This is a genomic window from Devosia sp. Micro-HW1 (genome assembly GCF_056341075.1).
Genome location: NZ_CP094375.1, coordinates 922,037 through 940,829 on the forward strand (window position 1 = coordinate 922,037; position 18,793 = coordinate 940,829).

Genomic DNA, 18,793 nt, shown 5'->3' on the forward strand with positions numbered 1-18,793 from the left:
ACGGGCGCATTGGCAGCGGCGAGGCTGTCGGTATGGCCGGTCAACCGATCGCGTTAGCTTCACCAAGCGGACAGAGCTCTGCCAAGCGGTGTGCTCCGCGAAAATCTTGCCGCGCTACTCGCCGACTAGGGGCTTGGCGTGGCGATCACCATTGCTTCGTCAGGGGCTCGGACCATCGTCTGCGTCTGGCCGCGTAGACGGAACCAAGTCGACATTTACGAACGTTTGGAGCTGCTCGATGCTATTGAGGACATCTTCGAATTTTGGAGCCTCGCCAAAGATCATAGCCGCCATTTTTTCATAGTCGGATCGCAGTTTTTGTACCATTTCGATAGTTGGTACTAGCCGGTATTTGCCGGGCACGGCGTTTTCGTAGCCGTGATCAGGTGCACGATACATCATCTCTTTGTGCTTCCGGCATGCTTCTGCGATTTTCAGATTGGCTGCGGTTTCTCGACCGTGTGATGTGTCGATCCAGAATTGATGCACGTCGTAGTAGTGCCGTGAGTAACGGTTCAGGTCAGGAATTGTACCTCCATTCTCTCCACGGGCGGTACGACGTTCTGTGGTCTCGGTCATCGCGTGCAGGATCAGCGCCTTTTCCCAGAAAGTGCGTTCCGGCGATACGGTCGTCACGCCTGGGACTTCGAGATCAAGGTCGGGCAAGTCGTCAGCAATGTAAGGCTTAATGACTGTCGCGCTGACCGGATCAGGGTCTGGGCGGGCGCCTCCTTCAATCATAACGGAAGGCTTGACGTACTCATCATCGATGGAAAAGGCGCTCTTGTACTGGACCAGAAGTACGTCGAGCGCTTCTTTTCCGTGTCTGTCAGTTCCGAACTCGATCTTGAAATGTGCCCCTAGCTCCGCAGCCCGCTCAATCTCGGTCAACTCCCGCGATATCAGATCGCGAAGTGGCCCAGCAAAATATGCCGCGGCCTCACCATCGATCCTCTCCAGCATCTTCTGGCGCTGGTTGTTAGAGACCTGCGCCTCGATATCTGCCTCCAGTGGAAGATTAAGGTCTTCCTTGTAGACTCCGATATCGATGTCCTCGGAAAACCGCTTGATCAAGCCATACCCTTTGCTGAGGCTTGTTCCCCCCTTGAAGTAGAGCCTGACGCCGTCCGAAGGACGGTCGTTAAAAAGAATGTGGAGCAGCAGGCAGACATAGAAATCCTTTTCGATGTTGCGTGCCGTCGTTCCAAGCCTGGAGGCGGCCGTTTCAAAAACCGAAACCTTATCTGAGGGGTCAGCTTTCAGTAGGGTCAGGAAGCCCTGTTTCATGTTGTCCTGGCTGTAAAGTTGGAGGGGGAGCAATATGGTGGGGGAAGAGTGTATCGGACAGCCGTCGAGCTATTGGATACATCCATGCGGGCAGCAGCTGGGCGTTGGCGATCAAGTCGTCCGCGACGACGCTGCCGCTCTCAATGCGGTCTAAGTAACGCGTAAGCCGGGCAAACACAGCCTCGCCATAATCTTCCTTGCCGAACCAGCTTAGTGCCTGAACGACGCGCATCGCCGGCCTTCCAGCCCAAAAGGCACTCTTTGCAGCAACCCGTTTGAAATCCAGTCGATAAATCACCGGTATCGACGCACCGGGATCTCCAAAGCTGGCTTCTATTTCTATGGTTCTGGGATGGGTATCGGCATAGATGGTCGACCTTGCAGGAATTGCGGTCGTCAGCCCAATATCATTAGCTGCCGTCATACCGTCCACAAGCACCCGCAGGTTGTCGCGTCGAGCAATTGCGTCCACAAACGAAGACCGCGGAGGAAACACCAGCCTCCCCGTCAGCTTGCTCGTGCCAGGCTTGTCATAAAGCCCCCGGTGCGGGCGCCTGACTTCACCCCTCATCATCAGTCGCTGCAGCGTTTTCTCAACTGCTGTGGGACTAGCAAGATCCAAAAAGTCGGCGCGAGACCAAACTCCGTTGGGCGCGGCATCATTAATCCGCTTCAAAATCTTTGCGGCGGTATCGGACGTTGGACCGGGCATCTCATTCGCCTCCCACTGTCCGAAATATATATAGAAATTTTGGACAGTTGGAAGGGGTGTCCAAAATTTCTATATATATTTTGGACAGAATTCAGTCAGCCTTTCCAGCTGAGCTTACGACGGTATCTCGATGGGAAACTGGATCGCCATCAGTTTGGCTTTACCAATAAGGCGAGCACCAATTCCTCTTGAGGCGGCAGCAATTAGACGACCGCCTTCGACGATCCGCATAGCCTTGAGCAGTTCTCAAGAAATCTCTGACGAAACCCTGATCCGGTAGATACAGTCACTTATGGGAGCTCGACCGGCTTCAACCAATGAGATGCTCTCGAGCTTTCGATCGATTCTGGCCAAAAGAATGTCGCCGCTGTCGGCAGTGACAACGCTGTCGCCGCTGCCGGTTGAGCAATGCCGTCACGCAACGATAGCCATAAGTGGGTCGCTGGTCGATGATTGGAGGCAGTTCGGCAAGGAGAGCCATATCATCGGCCTTGCGATAGAGGCCGCGAGGCTTGGACGGCTTGCTGGCGCGCTCGATCAGGTTCGACCTGGAGACGCCCAGAGTGCGGGCAATGGCGCTCATTGGATATCGTCCTCGGGATTGCTCCACGACAGCAAGGGTGAGGTCCTTTTTTTGGGCGGGCGAGTTCAAGGGCTCCCTTGAGGATCTCGGCTTCCATGGTCTTCTTGCCAAGCATGCGTTCGAGATCACGCACACGCTTTTCAAGGACAAAACCGGCTATGAATGGAAATTCCCGACTGGACCCGCTCCGGATTGGGTGGGGGATTACGGCGATAACTAAACACATCTGTGAAGCAAGCGCGTGGCCTGCTTCACAGAAAACGAATGGTACAGCTACATAAACCGGAAGTCGGATGCGGAGAGGTCGTTGACACCCACACCATACAATATCACTGCATCTCCATTGTCGAATTGCAGCCAGGCATTCCCGCCCCATTCTTCGGCACCAAACATAAGCCCGGCAAAGTCGAGCGTTCCATGACCGTGGAATTCGATGACATCAACACCCACTTCGAAATCACTGATATCATCCTGCCCAAATCCTGATCGGAACACGAAGATATCGGCACCCTCGCCGCCGACCAGCCAGTCATCGCCGGCACCACCATCCAGAATGTCCTCGCCCTCATAAGCGACGAGTGTGTCCGCTCCATCGGATCCGATCAGATGGTCATCGCCTTCGCCCGAGTGAAACACATCATTTTGAGCAGTACCGATCAGTTTATCGTTCCCTGCACCGCGCCAAATGGTGAGACCACCATCCCCGTTGCCGTACACAAACAGGAACACATCCTCTTTGTTGAAGGTATTGTTGTCGCCATCGACGATGGTTTCAACGCCGAAATCGCCGGACATATCAAGGTAGTTCTCGAGTAGAATTAGTCCTCCGTCCCCGGCACCGGAAGAAGTGGCATCAATCTCAATCACGAGATCATTGCCTGAGGCCGAAATGACCGTTTGAGTAAACGCATTAACGCCATTGAGTTGCAGTATGTCCGCACTACCCTCCAATGAGCCTTCTATGATCGTGTCATTCCCATCACCGCGACTGTACACGTAGGTGTCGTTGCCTTGACCACCCACTAGCCAGTCGTTGCCAGCTCCGCCCTCTATGAGGTCGTCGCCCTCATAGGCAACAAGAGTGTCGTCCCCGTCAGCGCCGTATAGTCTGTCCTCACCAGCGCCTGAATGGTAAACGTCATTCTGCCCCGTTCCAATCAGCGTGTCGTCGCCTGGGCCGGCCCAGATTGTCAGGCCACCGTCGCTATTGCCGAACAGGAATTGGAACACGTCGGCCTTGGAGAAGGTATTGCTATCGCCGTCGACAATAGTCTCAACGCCATAGTTCCCGGCCATGTTGAGAAAGTTCTTGATCCTAATGGAGCCTTCATTGCCAGCACTTGGAGATGAAGGGTCGACTTCGATAAGCAAATCATGCCCCGAGGCGGAAATGACCGTTTGCGTGAAGGCATTGATGCCCGTTATGTGCAACCTGTCAGCCTCGCCCTCAGACCCACCCTCGGCGATCACATCGTGACCGTCACCAATGTTATACACGTAGGTGTCATCGCCGGTTCCTCCCGACAAGAAGTCATCGCCGACTCCTCCCGCCAATGTGTCAGACCCGACTGTGCCGTAGAGGCGATCATCCCCAGTCGTAGCGTCGGCAGTAATCATTGATCTGATCATCGCCTTGGTCCAGGTGGTCTGGTCGGCGAATACAATTTGCTCGAGACCCCATTCGCCGCCTCCAGTCAGACCTGAAGTGTTGAGCTGGTCTTTGAGCAGGATTGAGCCATTGTCTGCTGCGCCTGGAACCGTTTCGGCAATCACCAGGATTACATGATTGCCGTTGCGAATGAAGGTAATCTGATCGGGCAGAATTCCCTCCAGAACCAGCCTGTCGGCTGTGCCATTACTGGACTGCTCGGTAATTGTGTCGTGCCCGTCACCAAGCGCGTATTTATAAGTATCGTTCCCTGCGGCGCCATACAGCAGGTCATCGCCAGCACCGCCCTGTAATGTGTCAGCAGAATTGAAGCCTACGATCGTATCGTCGCCAGCAGTCTCGGCTTGATCGAGCACCATCTGACGCATCTGCGCCTTCGTCCAAATAGTTTGGTCGGCGAAGATAATCTGTTCGACGCCCCATTCGCCACCAGCTACGAGTGAGGTTGCAAACTGGGCCTTGATCAAAATGGACCCATCGTCGCCAGCGCCGGGCAAGCTCTCACCTACAACCAAAGTCAAATTGGTGTCTGTGCGAACCAGAGTGACCTCGGAGGCCAGGATATCCTCGAGGATAAGCTTATCCGCGCTGCCCTTGTTGCCTTCGTCAATGACGTCGTGCCCATCGCCGCGAAGATAATAGTAGGTGTCGTTGCCGCTGGAGCCGTTCAGCAGGTCGTCGCCCCGACCACCGAAGATACGGTCGACTGCACTGGAGCCAACAATCGAGTCACTACCATCGGTACCCGTGATAACCCCATGCCACTCACTGGCTCGCGCGATGTCTGCGCGGGACCAGATCGTGTCATCAGCAAAAACCATTTGCTCAATGCCAGCGCCGGAGCCGCTGAAATGACCGGTCACGACATATTGCCGCCCGGGCGAGCCGAATGAAATGACGAGATCGCCAGACAGTGTTCTGGTCAAGTTGACATCAGCTGGACCATGGTCGGCGACCGTCACCGTGTCGACATTGGCATTGCCCGACAATTCGACGATCGTGCCATTCCCTATGGATCCGACCAGAATATATGTGTCGTTGCCGTTGCCGCCCGTTGCCAAGTCTGTAGCGCCTCTTAACGCGAAGCTATCAGCGCCACTTGTACCGACGAAAACATCGTCGGAAGCAGTTGCCCAGTACGTGTTGGCGAGAACCAAGTCCCCTGTATCTTGAACTGTCCCGTCGCCGAACCTGACTTCTTCCACTCCCGTGCCTTGGCCGAAGAAATGGTCCACGACGCGCAAAGAGCTCTGCCCATTGCCGATCTGGACCAACAGATCATCGCCAGAACGCGCGTAGCTGACTTGATTTGAATTTATGCCAACAAGATCGATGACATCGACATCCTCCACTGCGCCGGCTTCAATGATCACATCCTGACCGTCACCCGTGTGGTGGATGTAGCGATCTGAGCCCGTTCCTCCTTGAAGAATATCGGCGCCTGGTCCCCCTTCGAATGTCTCGGAGGCGGCCGTTCCGATTAAGGTGTCGGCGCTCCCTGTACCGAAACGCGGCGCAGCACTGTTCATCGCAAGCAAATCCCAGACCGTGCCATCTGCGAACCGCACATGCTCGACCACCGGCGTAGATCCAGCGAATTGATTAAGGACCAGAACGCTGCCACCTGCCGAGAATGCGAGCAGCAGATCACGCCCGTTCTCCCCAACCCGACTTGCGACAATATCCTGCGGCAAGCCCTGGAGGACCACCATATCCTCGCCGCTATGGCCACCCACTTCAAACACTGTGTCATGTCCAGACATCGGTGCGAAGATGTAAGTATCTGAGCCCGCCCCACCTTCCAGCCGGTTGTCGCCAACCGTACCTCTTATATTGTTGTTCCCTGAGCCTGCCTTGAGGTTCTCAAAATTGATCATGATCTCAGATGTGTCGGCGACCAAAACAACGCCGGCGTCAAGATCGAATTCCGCATCGCCTGTAAGGTTAGTGTAGTCTGCCGTATCTACACCTTCGCCGCCATCGAGATAGTCGGCTCCATCGCCCCCCGAGATGGTGTCGTTGCCGGCACCTCCAAGCAAACGGTCATCGCCACTGCCTCCATCGAGAAAGTCGTCGCCCTCGCCGCCATCTAACCGGTCGTGGCCGCTCCCTCCAGTCAGTAGGTCATCTCCGCCCCTTCCCTCAACGACATCATTGCGATCGCCAAAACCTGCAATAGTGTCATTGCCCTCCGTCGGAGCCGTGGCAAGGTAGCGACCGCCCATATCGGAACGTGACAGGCGGACGCCGTCGCCGAATTCGAAGAATTCAATACCTCTTTCTAGAGCACCGTAGAAACCGCTCCAGATCGTGACGCTGGTGTCAGCCTCCAAGAGACCACCTGCATCCAGGAAAGTCAGGATCATATTTTCGCCGCTGCGTGCAATCCGCACCTGGTCGGCGGTCCAATTCTCTAGGACCAATATATCGCCAGTACTTTGAGCGTAATCCTCCACGATATAGTCGTGGCCGTCTCCGCGTCCGAATATATAGGTGTCCTCATACCCCCCGCCACGCAACTCGTCGTCGCCAGCCCCGCCGCGTAACGTGTCCGATATTTTGCCGAAACCTTCAATAACATCATTTCCGGATGTCGCGGCCTCGGCAATGACACGATGGGCGATTTCCAGCTGTGTCATACGCACACCGTCGGAGAACCGAACATATTCCACCCCATAGTCGTAGTAATGGGTGAGTTGGTTCGCCAAGCGAATGCTGCCCTCTAGGCCTGGTCGTACAACCGCGATGGTCAACATGTCTCCCGAGTATGAAAAGGCTACCTCATTGCTTGCGATGTCAGCGAACTGCAGGGTGTCGCGGCCGTCATTGTGCGTCTCCCATATGTAATCGTGCCCGTCACCAGCATGATAGACATAGGTGTCATTTCCGCTGCCCCCATACATGCTGTCATCCCCAAGCCCCCCGCTCAGGATGTCGTCGACAAAGAAACCATTTATTGTGTCATCACCATTAGATGACTGAGCCGCCATTACCATAGAGCGAAGCGTATCGGTCGTCCAAACGGTGCCATCATCAAAAAGCACACGTTCGACCCCGGAGGAGTACGATTGCCAAAATTGGTCAATGACCGTCACTTTTGACACAATCTCCACGCCCGCATTGGCCCGAGACGCCGTGAAGATCAAATTGCGACCGTCACGCACAAGCGAGACTTCGCTAGGTAGGAGCCCACGGAAGTAAACCGTGTCGCCCACACTCGCTTCCCACCCGCTACCATCTGCAATTGTATCGTCGCCATGTCCCAACTCATGAACGAAAACATCTGCTCCCGCTCCCCCCGCGAACCAGTCGTTCCCCAGTTCACCGTTGAAGAAATCGATGACAGATGTCCCATTAATAGTGTCGTTGCCAGCCGTGCCGCCCAAAGCTGTGGCAATTCCGATCTCGTGCCAGTCCAAGTCGACGTCGGAAAATTCGATACTTTCAATACCATCGGCCACTCCTTTGAAATGGTCGAGAACCGCCAGAGTCGCGCCGGTGGCGGTTACCACGGCGAGCAAGTGATTGCCCGAGCGGCTAAGCGTGACTTCGGCGCGTGTAAAGGTCGTCAGATCGAGAACATCACGGTCGCTGGTGATACCGTTTTCATCGATCGTTACATTGCCAGTGCCGTCATAGATATAGCGGTCCCAACCAGCCCGGCCGACCAGAGTGTCTTCCCCACCACCACCGCCCAACACATCGTCTTCTATTGTGCCGGTTAGTGTTTCCGCCGCCGACGTGCCAACGACCTGGTTCGCAACCACCCCAGCCGCAATACGGATGTCATCCCGCTCCCACCTGATTCCGTTGCTGAAGGCGAAGGCTTCAATACCGCGGCCTCCACCCTGGAACTGGCCGCTGATCGTGATCGTTCCGCCATCAGGGAGTGTGATCAATAGATCCTTCAGTGTCGGCCCTGCCGGTACCAGGATCAAATCTCCCTCCGAAATGCCGGCGCCAAAGACAATTAGGTCGGTATCAGCGCCGTATTCCCCGTCTGTAACGACTTCGTGGCCATCGCCCAGGTTGTAAAGGTAGGTGTCGTTCCCGCTAAATCCGATCAGGGTATCGTGGCCTTGCCCGCCAATGAGGATGTCTTCCGAATTGCTGAGGCCGTTGATCACTTCATTTGCGCCACTGCCCGTCATGGTTAGAGCCGCCGCTTCTGCGTCGGTCAGCACTCTTCCATCAGAGAAGCGGAATGAATCGATGTTTTTCTCATAGTCGAAGTGACCGACTATAGTCAGAGTGTCACTTGTGCCGTTGATTGAAACAATCAGGTTCTGGCCATTGCGCGAGAAGGTTACATTCTCGGGTGAGATACCTGGTCCGAAATCAACTCGGTCCACGTCAGACCAGGTGATGTAAAGAGGTTCAGCGTGTATCTGATCCTGCCCATCGCCCAAATTGAACAAATACACATCACCGCCGCCGCGGCCCCTAAGGACGTCATTGCCCGCTCCACCATGCAGGACGTCGCTTTCAAAGAAGCCAACAATAGTGTCGTCCCCGGGCGTGGATTCTTCCACCAGGATGCGGCTCCGCATTTGCGCGGCGGTCCATAAGGTGCCATCCGAAAACTCGAAGTATTCAATCTGGTTGTGCGGCTGCCCAATCGTATACCTCCAGTTTTGGTTGCCGATTGTTAGAGACTCGCCCGTTTCGGCAATGACAATCTTCAGATCCAATCCATTAGAACCCCTCTTTATGACCAAGTCTTCGGGGGTCACGTCTGCCTTGAATTTTACGCGGTCTGCGGAACCGCTGGAATCAAAAATCGCATCATGGCCAGATCCACGGCCGAAGAGGTAATAGTCACTCCCTTCATTTCCAGCCAAGTAATCGTCCCCAGCCCCACCATCGAGCACGTCACCTCGGTTCGCAAAACCATAGATGTTGTCGTTGCCGCTGGTCGCAGCTCCTTCCAAGGCCAATCGGGCAATGTCACGTTCGTAGAGAAACGACTCTGTCGATTCAAAATAGAACTCTTCGATATTGCCTTCGATCACGCCACCATCAAACATGCCGCGAATAGTCAGGGTCGACCCGTCGGTCAGAGTAATCAGCAGGTCACCAGTGTTCCCGATATGACTGAAGGTTACGTCCTCGGGCGTCACAGGAGCCTTAAAGATGACGCGATCGTATTCTCCACTAAGTGCGTGTTGAGCCTCATCTGACACAATATCGTGCCCATAGCCGAAGCCGAAAACATAGGTGTCATCATTGTCGCCACCGGATAGAAAGTCGTTCCCGGCGCCACCATCCAGAACGTCGCCGCTGGAAAATCCGTAGATTACGTCATCACCGGCCGTCTTGTTCTGTTGCAGCAGGCGCAGTTCCAACTGCCGGGAACTCAATATGGTCGTGACGCCCTCATTGACGAACTCGAAGCGCTCAATCCGATCGAAATAGCGCACGCCGAACACGCCAGTATACACAGCGCTGAACTGACCCTGGAGTGTCAGAGTTTCCCCGCTATCAAGCGTAATCACCAAGTCATTGGTGCGGCCGTTGCGAGAGAGCGAAATGTTGTCGGCTGTGATCCCGGGGCCGAACCGCACTGTATCACTATTGTTGGACAGGATATTGGTCAGCCCATCTTTTACGATGTCATGACCCGATCCATATCCAAACAGGTAGACATCGCTTTCGTTTCCGCCTGAAAGGAAATCATTCCCAGCACCGCCATCCAAGACATCGGCCCACGCGAAGCCATAGATGTGGTCGTCGCCAACTGTAGTCTGCGAGGCGACCGTGCGTTGCATGATATCGAGGAAATTGAGAGACATCGCCTCACCCTCGACGGTGAAATCGAATTGTTCGACCCGGTTGAACCAGTGTGTTCCGAGTACGCCTGTGTAAGTCGCACCGAACTGACCGACGATTGTCAGCGTTTCTCCGCTCGGAAGTTCAAGAATTAGGTCGGCGTCGCCTCCATTGCGGATAAACTTGATGTCCTCTGGGCCAAGTCCGTCCTTAAACAGAACGCGATCGAAGCCACCCGAAAGGATGTTGGTCAGTCCCTCAACAATGGTGTCGTTGCCGTAACCGAGGCCATACACATATGTGTCGTTCTCATTGCCACCCCGCAGGGTGTCATTACCCTTGCCACCATCGATCCGGTCTTCGAGATCAAAGCCATAGATCGTGTCGTCACCCTCCGTCTGCTGCTCACGGACTATGCGCGCCGCAATTTGTTCATGAGTGACGCCATATCCGCCGACGAACATGAAATGCTCGATACGGTCAATAAAGTGTGCGCCGAACACACCGGTATAGGTTGCGGAAAACTGGCCTTGTAGCGTCAGAACGTCATCCGTCCCAGCAATCTGTATGGTGACCGTTCCTGACGTCCCGGTCCGGCCGAAGATGAGATCGCTCTCTTTAATATTCGGGCCAAACTGAAGAAAATCGGCATCTTCGATGAAGATATTGCCGCCGCGATCCTGGATCGTATCCTGGCCGTAGCCCCGACCGAAGACATAGAAGTCGCCGCCGCTGCCACCGGTCAACGTGTCATTCCCGGCCCCGCCATCCATGTAGTCGCTGTGGTCGGTTCCGGTCAGCGTCCCTCCAGCAGGATCGGCGACGCTGACGGCACGCATCAGATTTGCATCGGTCCAAACGGTGCCATCAGCGAAGACGATTTCAGTAATACCTTTGTCCGAGCTCGCCTCTCCACCAAAAATTGTGACAAGCCTTTGGTGGTATTGTTCCTTGAGGGTGATCGTTTCACCGGTCGCGATTACCGTGATCACTACGTTTGTGCCGATACGGCCAAAGGACAAGTCGTCGATATTGTGTCGCGCAAAGCGTAGCGTGTCATAAGCTTTGCCGAGCTGGTCGACGTCCTCGATGACACTATGCCCGATGGAACCACCAACAATGTAGGTGTCTCCGCCGCTTCCACCTTTCAGGGTCGAATTGGGCGACGACATGTAAATGACGTCATTACCGTTCCCTCCGGTCACGGTACCACTGCCGGTCTTGAGAGTGCCGGCGCCCACGCCAAAGGCGGATGTGACCGTGGCCAGGTCAACATTGATCCCCGTTTCCTCGTGCGCGGCGATGATTGCCGTGAGCATATAGGGATTGTTGACACTGAGATGAGACTGCGTGCGCGCATAGTCGCGCAGCATCGCATTGACAACGGGCATCCAGTCGTCGAGCCAATCCTTGGCCTCAACGGTGCCGCCAGGGGCACCGGCAAAGATCGCCTTGAACATCGGTGCCAGGCCAGCGCCGCTCGTAGCGATGAACTTGTCGCGACCGGCATCATAGGTGATGCCTTCGAAGTACTCGGCCAGCGGACTTTGCACGGCGAGGCGCACGGCGAGCTTTTCGCTTAGTTCGACATAGGTGTTAAGGATATTGGCCAATGCCGATGCGGCATTTGGGTTGAGCGCTTCCACGCCGTCCAACGGCAATTGTTCGCCGAAATAGCGCTCTAGGAAATCGAAGGTCGAGCCGTCGATGACCTGCCAGGTGGCGTCGCTGCCGGCGACGACGGGCTGCGCCAACACCTGAGCCAGCGTCGGATGGGAAATGACGGCGCCCTGGGCGTCTCGCACCGCGGCACCATTGGCCAGCTTCCAGTAGGTAAGGATCTGGCCCCCGACCGTTTCGGTAACCTGGAGCGCGAAGGACTGCACGGTGTAGCCGTGCGCAGTCTGTGCCGCCAAGATTGCCACATCCTGGCTTGCCGGCCCGTTGCTGCCAGGCGAGGCGTCAAGCCAAGCGTCGATGATCGGCGTGACCCGGTCCCTCAACAGGTCAATGTCCGGGACATTGAGCGTGGGCAAGGCGCTGTTGATGGCCTGTGCCAGCGCGCCGTTCACGCCCTGGCGAGAAATCGCCACATGCAGGTCGGTCAGCGTGCCCTTTCCCTGGAGGTTAGGCATAGTCTGGGCGACTTCGGTCAGCACCGAGCGATCGCCGGTATAGACCGTATCCACATTGTTGATTCTGAGCTCCACGTCGGCCAAGGCGCCGGTGGAGCCATCGGTGCGGGTAAAGCTGCCGGTGCCGGTGATGGTATTGCCGGCATTGATGGTGCTGGCCGCATTCGATGTCAGGCTGATGCTGGTAATGCCCAGGGCATCTAACGTGAACAGCTCGCCGGCGTCCGTCTTGCCGTCCTGGTCGAGGTCTCGCCACACGCGGAGCTGGCTGAACACGACGTCGCTGGCGTCGACCTCGCCATCGTCGTTGCTGTCATGCGTTGCCAGTTCGCCAAAGCCGGTCTGCGAGGCGTTTCCGAAAAGCTCCGAGCCGTCATCCACGAGGCCGTTGCCGTTGGCATCGAGCGCCAGCATGCCGTCATCGGCACCGACCCAGCCGGTGTATTCGGCGAAGCCGTCGCCGTCGGTATCGAAACGCGGGCTCCGTCCGGTGGTCATGGAGCTCAATTCGATCCCGTCACCATCCAAATCTAGCACCAACGGATCGGAACCGGCCACGCGCGCCGAAGTGCTCATTTCCTTGAGCGCCAGGCTCCAGAACTGCCACCAGGTGCTGGTGTCAATGGAGAGATTGTTGCGGATGAAGTAAATCAGCGGATGCGCCGAAATGCTGAGGGACGCAACGCGGATGCCTGCAGTCAGGTCTTCGCCAGCCGCCAGCGGGTCACGATTGGCATTGGCCAGGTACATGTAGTCTTCGGTGTCGCTGTCCCAGGTCCAGCCAATGACCATCTCGCCGTCGGGATTGAAGCCGACTTTAACAAAACCCATCATTCCGAAAGCCCACTCGCTTTCCGAAGACTTCCAAGTGGTGGCCAGCTCAAGCTCCCAGCCGCCGAACTTCACGCGGTCGTAGCCGTCGGCGTCAGTGACGAGAACCCCGCTACTGAAGAAAATCGTATCTTCTCCGGAACCGGTTGTGATCGTGGAGCCGAGCGTGGCATGCCACACGGTGTCGTTTCCCGCGCCCAGTTGAATATCAGCGGCGTCACCGAAAAGCATGAGGACGTGGTCGTCTCCAACTCCTGTGTCAATGACGCCGCGAACCTCATTGGGTTTGGCCTGATGAAGGAAAGACCACACGACGTCGTTTCCGTCGCCAGTCAGGATCTCCTGCGCTGCGAAAGAGATGGCGACATCGTCGAGTTCGGTACCCACGACCAGCGGCATCATGGGCCCGAAGACGAAATTGTCGAAATCCGACGTACGCTCTAGAATGAAGTTGCCGACGCTCTCCACGACCTCGCGAACAACGGAGTCGGTTGATTTGACAAGGACGACGAGGCCAGCGGCCATGAGATGGTTCAGAAGAAATGCGGATGGGGCATTTTCAAGAACTTCGAGGGTTGGCTCTACATGCTGCTGCCCAGCGAGTTCGACGACGGTCCGCTTGGCGAGTTCGCCGGCAATGTCCCAGTACTCATCGAATATAGTGCTGCCGTGATTGAGCAGCCTATCCCATAGCTGGTCACGTTCAACACTGCCCGGTGGGTAAGTGTCGAGCAAAATATTCGTGGTCCAGGCGTCTCTATGAAGACCGAAACCGTCAAACACCAGATTGTGGTAGAGTTGGATCGCGTCGCTATCGAGATCAGCGACAACCGCCGCGCCACCGCCCTGGGCCATCCAGAGGTCACGTCGAGCAGAGAAATCAGACTGCATCAGTTCGATGCTCAAGTCTGTCCAGTCGACTGTGATGCCCTGCAGATCGGCCACCTTTTGCGCGTAGACGTTTGCCACGCTTCCGGACAAACCTACATCGGTCACGACTTCTAGGGCTAAGTTGCCGTATCGGTATCCTTTCAGCGCCAGAAAGGAATAGTAGGATTGGCGATCGCCGGCATCAGCATAGCCGGCCAGTTGATCGATATCTGCCTGCGTCAGTGCCTGGGCCGCCATCTGGAGCTCCTATGGAAAATGTACTGTGTTTTCGGCTGCCCCGGGTGCAGCATCGGCAAAGTCAGACAATTTCTGAACTGCCTTAGACTTAATATTCTGCCAGTCCGGCAAGTTCTCTCTCTTGTAGGAGAGCCGAACCCAAATATCGTTTCGCCATGCAAATAGATGGTGGCAGTGCAACACCGGCACGGTCCCTGGTGCATCGCAGGTGATGAACTCGACACGTTTGCTGCCGCCGTTTTCGACCGGCGCCTCCACATCGAACACGTCGCTCCGTACTTCCCCTGTTGAGGCGTTGGGGGCACCAGGCGGTGGCTGCACAAGTTGCCCAAACCGAACCAGCCCATGGACCTCCGGCACGATTTCATCTGCCTGAATCAGGTCCCCCCATTGGGAGTCCAATGCCTGTGAGGCACGCACGGGAACGGAACATTCGTACGGGTGTGGTGGAGGGGGGCATGTTCTCGTCAAGGATATACGAACCCGATTCACTTGGGCCGACCCGATAAGAAACTGCTGCAGGTTCGCCTCACTGCGACCATCGAACCCGGGAAGAAGGGCAATCATGGAAAAGCCCTGATTTAACTCCCCTTCGACTTCCGGGCTTTCGATAAGGATAGTATCGAGGATGTTCGCCGGAACCACGAATTGATGGCCGCCCAGACGAACGACAAAGTCGATGTCCCGCGTCTCTCGGGGACCTACCTTGACTTGACTTTTGCCGCTGGCGGTTTCGGCGAAGTAGCCCGGGGTGGAGGCGCGGACTGAATCATTTGATGCGACAGCGTTGTTGTCCCCTCTCAGTTCGATTTGGGTTGCACTGAAGCCCAAAAAGACGCCGACAACTACAATCCCGATTCGAACGAGCGACCCGAGTGACAGCGCAAAAGCCAACCCCACGGCCGATACAATTATGAGGCCTGCGATCATCCAATCGGTCAGCAAGTATACCCACCAGTCCCCGGCGTTTGAATGAAGCGGCATTCAGTATTCACGCCGACTGCACTCAGCCGAAGGTTCAATAGATAAATAATTCTGTCAGGCCTCGGCCATTTCGGTTCTCGTGCCAGAACAAAACTGAGAATTCTCCGATACATCTACATATCCCCGCGCAGAACAGATTGGCAATTCGGAGTGTTAACTCAGCCTACAGAATCGAGCGAGCGCCTGACGCTAAAGAAGCGCCCGCCACTCAAATTGAAAGTTCTGTCTGCCGACCGTTACAGCAGAATCCCGGCGCGCGAAGAAACCTGCATCCCCCACCCCGGCGCCGCATCTGTGTTCAACGGACCGTGACATCGCAGGATTCGCAATTGGGATTTTTCCAATGCCGATGGTGTTGGCCAAGGTCGCCGCTTCATAGCTTCAAGCTCTTCGACCCGACGAAATTTACTGTACGAGCGACACACAAGAGGACCATGTTTCCGCTCGAATGCGAGCGAAACGAACTCAGCCTTGGCTCCAAACGCCTGAGATATTGGGCACCTGAGTGTCCTAGTAGGCGACGGAAGGGCAAAGCTCAACCGCAGGAAGAACTGGAGGCCCTCGACAGGATTTCGCCCGTCTAAAGCGGCTCCTGGCCTTGTTGCCGAATTGCCAGCGCGACCAGCAGCTGCCCTATTGGGTGAGGGCTCGCGTGAGGGTTTAGAGTTCATTCTTCACGAAGTGCCCGCCTGATCTGCTCGGTGAAGGGGCCAATAAGGTACGAGAGGATCGTGCGCTCCTCGATCTGCATATAGGCCTCAACAGGCATTCCAGGGACGAGATTGACACCCTCTGGAAGGCGCGCCAGCTCATCGCTCGAGATAGATATTCTCACCGCGTAAAAGTGCTGCCCTGTCGCGGAATCAACGGTTGCGTCCGGCGCGATACGGACGACGGATGCAAGTAATTCGGGCGTGGTGCGCGGATTTAGGCCTGGCAGGCGCAACACCACGTCCTGCCCAATATGAATCTTGTCGATGTCTATGGGATCGACTCGTATGTTGACGAGCAGCGGATCGTCGGATGGAACGATCATCATGAGGGTATCACCGGGTGCAGCAAAACCACCCAACGTATGTAAAGTGGATTCGTGCACAACCCCTGACTGAGGAGCCCGAATTTCGGTGCGCATCAGTCGATCGCGCTCGGCGAGCCGCCGCTGGCTCGCCTCGGCGATCAACCCCCGCGTCTCCTGAAGATCCGCAAGCGCACTAGTCAGAAATTCGTCCCATATTTGCTCAATCTGCAGGGCACGTTCGGCGGCCGTTGCATCGCTTTCGGCTATGGCGGCGGCGACCTGTCCCAACTGCCCTCGCGTGGCCGCTAGATCCTTGTTCAAGCTCGTGCCCCGACTGGCTGGAACGAGGCGTTGCCCGAAGAGAGTATCGAAGTCGACTATCTCGGCTTCGATAATGGCGATCTGCTGTACCAGAGCCTGCTGTTGGAGAAGTAGACCGTCCCGCTGCCGGCCAAGTTGCGCGATTTGTTCATTTAACTGAGCAATGCTACCCGAACGGGTCGACTGTCGCGCCTCAAGCACCTGCTGCTCGAGCACGAGCAAGGAGGCGAGTTCTACCTCTGGGAACAAGTCCATGGCCGCTTGCGACAAACTGGCTATTGCCCTTTCCTCAATCTCCGCCATTAGACGCGCCTCGCGCGCGAATGCCTCGCCTAGCTGAGCCTCGGTAATGGCGAGACTCGCCGCGATGGCCGTATGATCCAGGCGTACCAGCAACTGCCCGGCCTCGACCACGTCCTCATTCCGCACCAAAAGCTCGGCGACAATGCCGCCATCCGCGTGCTGAATGCGCTTGGCGTTGTTCTCAACCATAAAAGTCCCAGGTGCGATAATAGCCCCGGATATATTGGTGATAGCTGCCCAGACCACCAACCCTCCCATGAGTCCGACAACGGAGATCAAACCGAGCCAACCATGGCGTTTCAGGCTGGACAGATCCGATCGACCTCGTGAGACGGCTTCCGCACTCATATTGCCGGCACCTTAAGCGGATGCACGTTGCTGCCCGGCTGGGTCACCTTCTGCAGCACCTCGGCCTTGGGGCCGAAAGCGATCTGTCGGCCCGCCTGCAAGAATAGAACTTTGTCGACTGCGGCGATAGCGCTGGGCCGGTGGGCGATGACAATAGCAATGCCGCCGCGATCGCGAACTTGCTGAATGGCGGCCGTCAGAGCTGCGTCGCCGTCCGCGTCCAGATTGGAATTGGGTTCGTCAAGAACGACCAGGAACGGATCGCCATAGAGGGCCCTTGCCAGGCCGATGCGCTGTCGTTGGCCGGCGCTCAACTGATCGCCCTGCTCACCGACCTGACTATTATAGCCGTCGTGCAGCGCGTTGATGAGATCATGGGCACCTGCGGCGGTGGCCGCGGCGATAATCGCCTCGCTGGATGCTCCTGGGCGGAACCGCGCGATGTTTTCCGCGACTGTACCGTCAAAAAGGTCAATGCGCTGCGGCAGGTAGCCAACCATCTCGCCGATCTGGTCGGATCTGAAGTGAGCGAGCAAAGCGCCATCGTACCGAACTTCGCCTGCAAGGCTTGGCCAAACACCGACCAGCCCGCGCGCCAAGGAAGATTTCCCGGAACCGGATGGACCGAGCACGCCCAATCCCTCTCCCGCGAGGAGCTCGAATGATATTCCTGATACTACCGGCCCTCGCCCACCCTCCGGACCGGTAGCAAGGCCGCGAACAGCCATCGTTTCTGTAGGCAAGGGCAGCCCGACTTCGCGCACAAGTGGTTCCTCTATCGCCAGCATCTTGCGGATGCGCGCCCATGCTTGGCGGGCGCTTACAAAGCTCCGCCATTGACCCACAATCTGCTCGACGGGCGCGAGGGCCCTGGCGGTTACGACCGACGCCGCGATCATCAGGCCGGGCGTCATCTGCCCCTGAATGACGAGATAGGCGCCGAGTGCCAATACGGCCGACTGCAGAAAGAAGCGCAGACCTTTGGTGGCCGCGGAAAAAAAAGCTGCTCGGTCGCCACCTTTGAGTTGTGCTTGCAGCATCCGGCCGGACTGCGACACCCACCTATCTCGCAGGGCCCCCAACATGCCCATGGCAATGACCGTCTCCGCATTGAGCCTCACATCATCGCTTTGCCGCTGACGAAGCTGCTGCTCCGCATTGGCCTCCTGGGAGGGTCGGCGCGCGATGGTTTCATTGATGATCATCAGCAGCGTGATCACCAGGCTGCCGGCGACTGCCAACCAGCCGAGCCAAGCGTGAAACAGGAAAACTACCGCCAGATAGACCGGCACCCAAGGCAGGTCGAGTAGGGTCATGGGAGCAGGGCTCGCCAGGAATTGGCGCAGCACATCGCCATCGCGGACAGGATCCGCGGTCCTGGGCGCATTGGCGATAAGGCGAAACTTTACCGCCGCATCGAACAAACGGTCAGATATTCTGCCATCCAAAACATTGGCGAAGCGCGTCGACATGCGGCTGCGCAGGGCATCGAGGAATGAATAGAAGGCAAAGAGCCCCGCTATCAGCCCGGTGAGGACGATCAGCGTGGGGACCGACCGGCTGGCCAGCACGCGGTCATAAACCTGGAGCATGAACAGCGGTCCGGTTAGCATCAGCAGGTTTGAGACCAGACTGACGACGACCAGGGAAATACTCGGGCCCGTCAGTGACAATCGCGATTCAGCGGGCCTCACGGCCCGCTGAT

The 18,793-nt window shown here is 56.6% G+C and carries 6 protein-coding genes and 1 pseudogene; all 7 read right to left on the reverse strand.

Features of this window, described 5'->3' with window-relative positions; translation table 11 throughout:
• Positions 1-159: 159 nt before the first annotated feature.
• Positions 160-1,287, reverse strand: coding sequence for a nucleotidyl transferase AbiEii/AbiGii toxin family protein (locus MQW79_RS04295; protein ID WP_476587026.1), 1,128 nt, complete (start codon positions 1,285-1,287; stop codon positions 160-162).
• Positions 1,253-1,999, reverse strand: coding sequence for a DUF6088 family protein (locus MQW79_RS04300; RefSeq protein ID WP_476587027.1), 747 nt, complete (start codon positions 1,997-1,999; stop codon positions 1,253-1,255). The genes MQW79_RS04295 and MQW79_RS04300 overlap by 35 nt, the downstream gene beginning before the upstream one ends.
• 388 nt (positions 2,000-2,387) lie before the next feature.
• Positions 2,388-2,727: pseudogene (locus tag MQW79_RS04305) on the reverse strand (hypothetical protein); the annotation flags it as partial.
• Positions 2,728-2,855: 128 nt separating this feature from the next.
• Positions 2,856-14,114 carry a calcium-binding protein gene (locus MQW79_RS04310; RefSeq protein WP_476587028.1) on the reverse strand — a complete coding sequence of 3,753 codons (11,259 nt, stop codon included), beginning with the start codon at positions 14,112-14,114 and terminating at the stop codon, positions 2,856-2,858.
• A gap of 9 nt (positions 14,115-14,123) precedes the next feature.
• Positions 14,124-15,059 (reverse strand): hypothetical protein, encoded by a 936-nt coding sequence (locus tag MQW79_RS04315; protein ID WP_476587029.1) that lies wholly within the window; start codon positions 15,057-15,059, stop codon positions 14,124-14,126.
• A gap of 706 nt (positions 15,060-15,765) precedes the next feature.
• Entirely contained in the window at positions 15,766-17,088 is a 1,323-nt protein-coding gene (locus MQW79_RS04320) for an HlyD family type I secretion periplasmic adaptor subunit (RefSeq protein ID WP_476587030.1), read from the reverse strand.
• Entirely contained in the window at positions 17,085-18,761 is a 1,677-nt protein-coding gene (locus MQW79_RS04325) for a type I secretion system permease/ATPase (RefSeq protein ID WP_476587031.1), read from the reverse strand. The genes MQW79_RS04320 and MQW79_RS04325 overlap by 4 nt, the downstream gene beginning before the upstream one ends.
• Between the last annotated feature and the right edge of the window lie 32 nt (positions 18,762-18,793).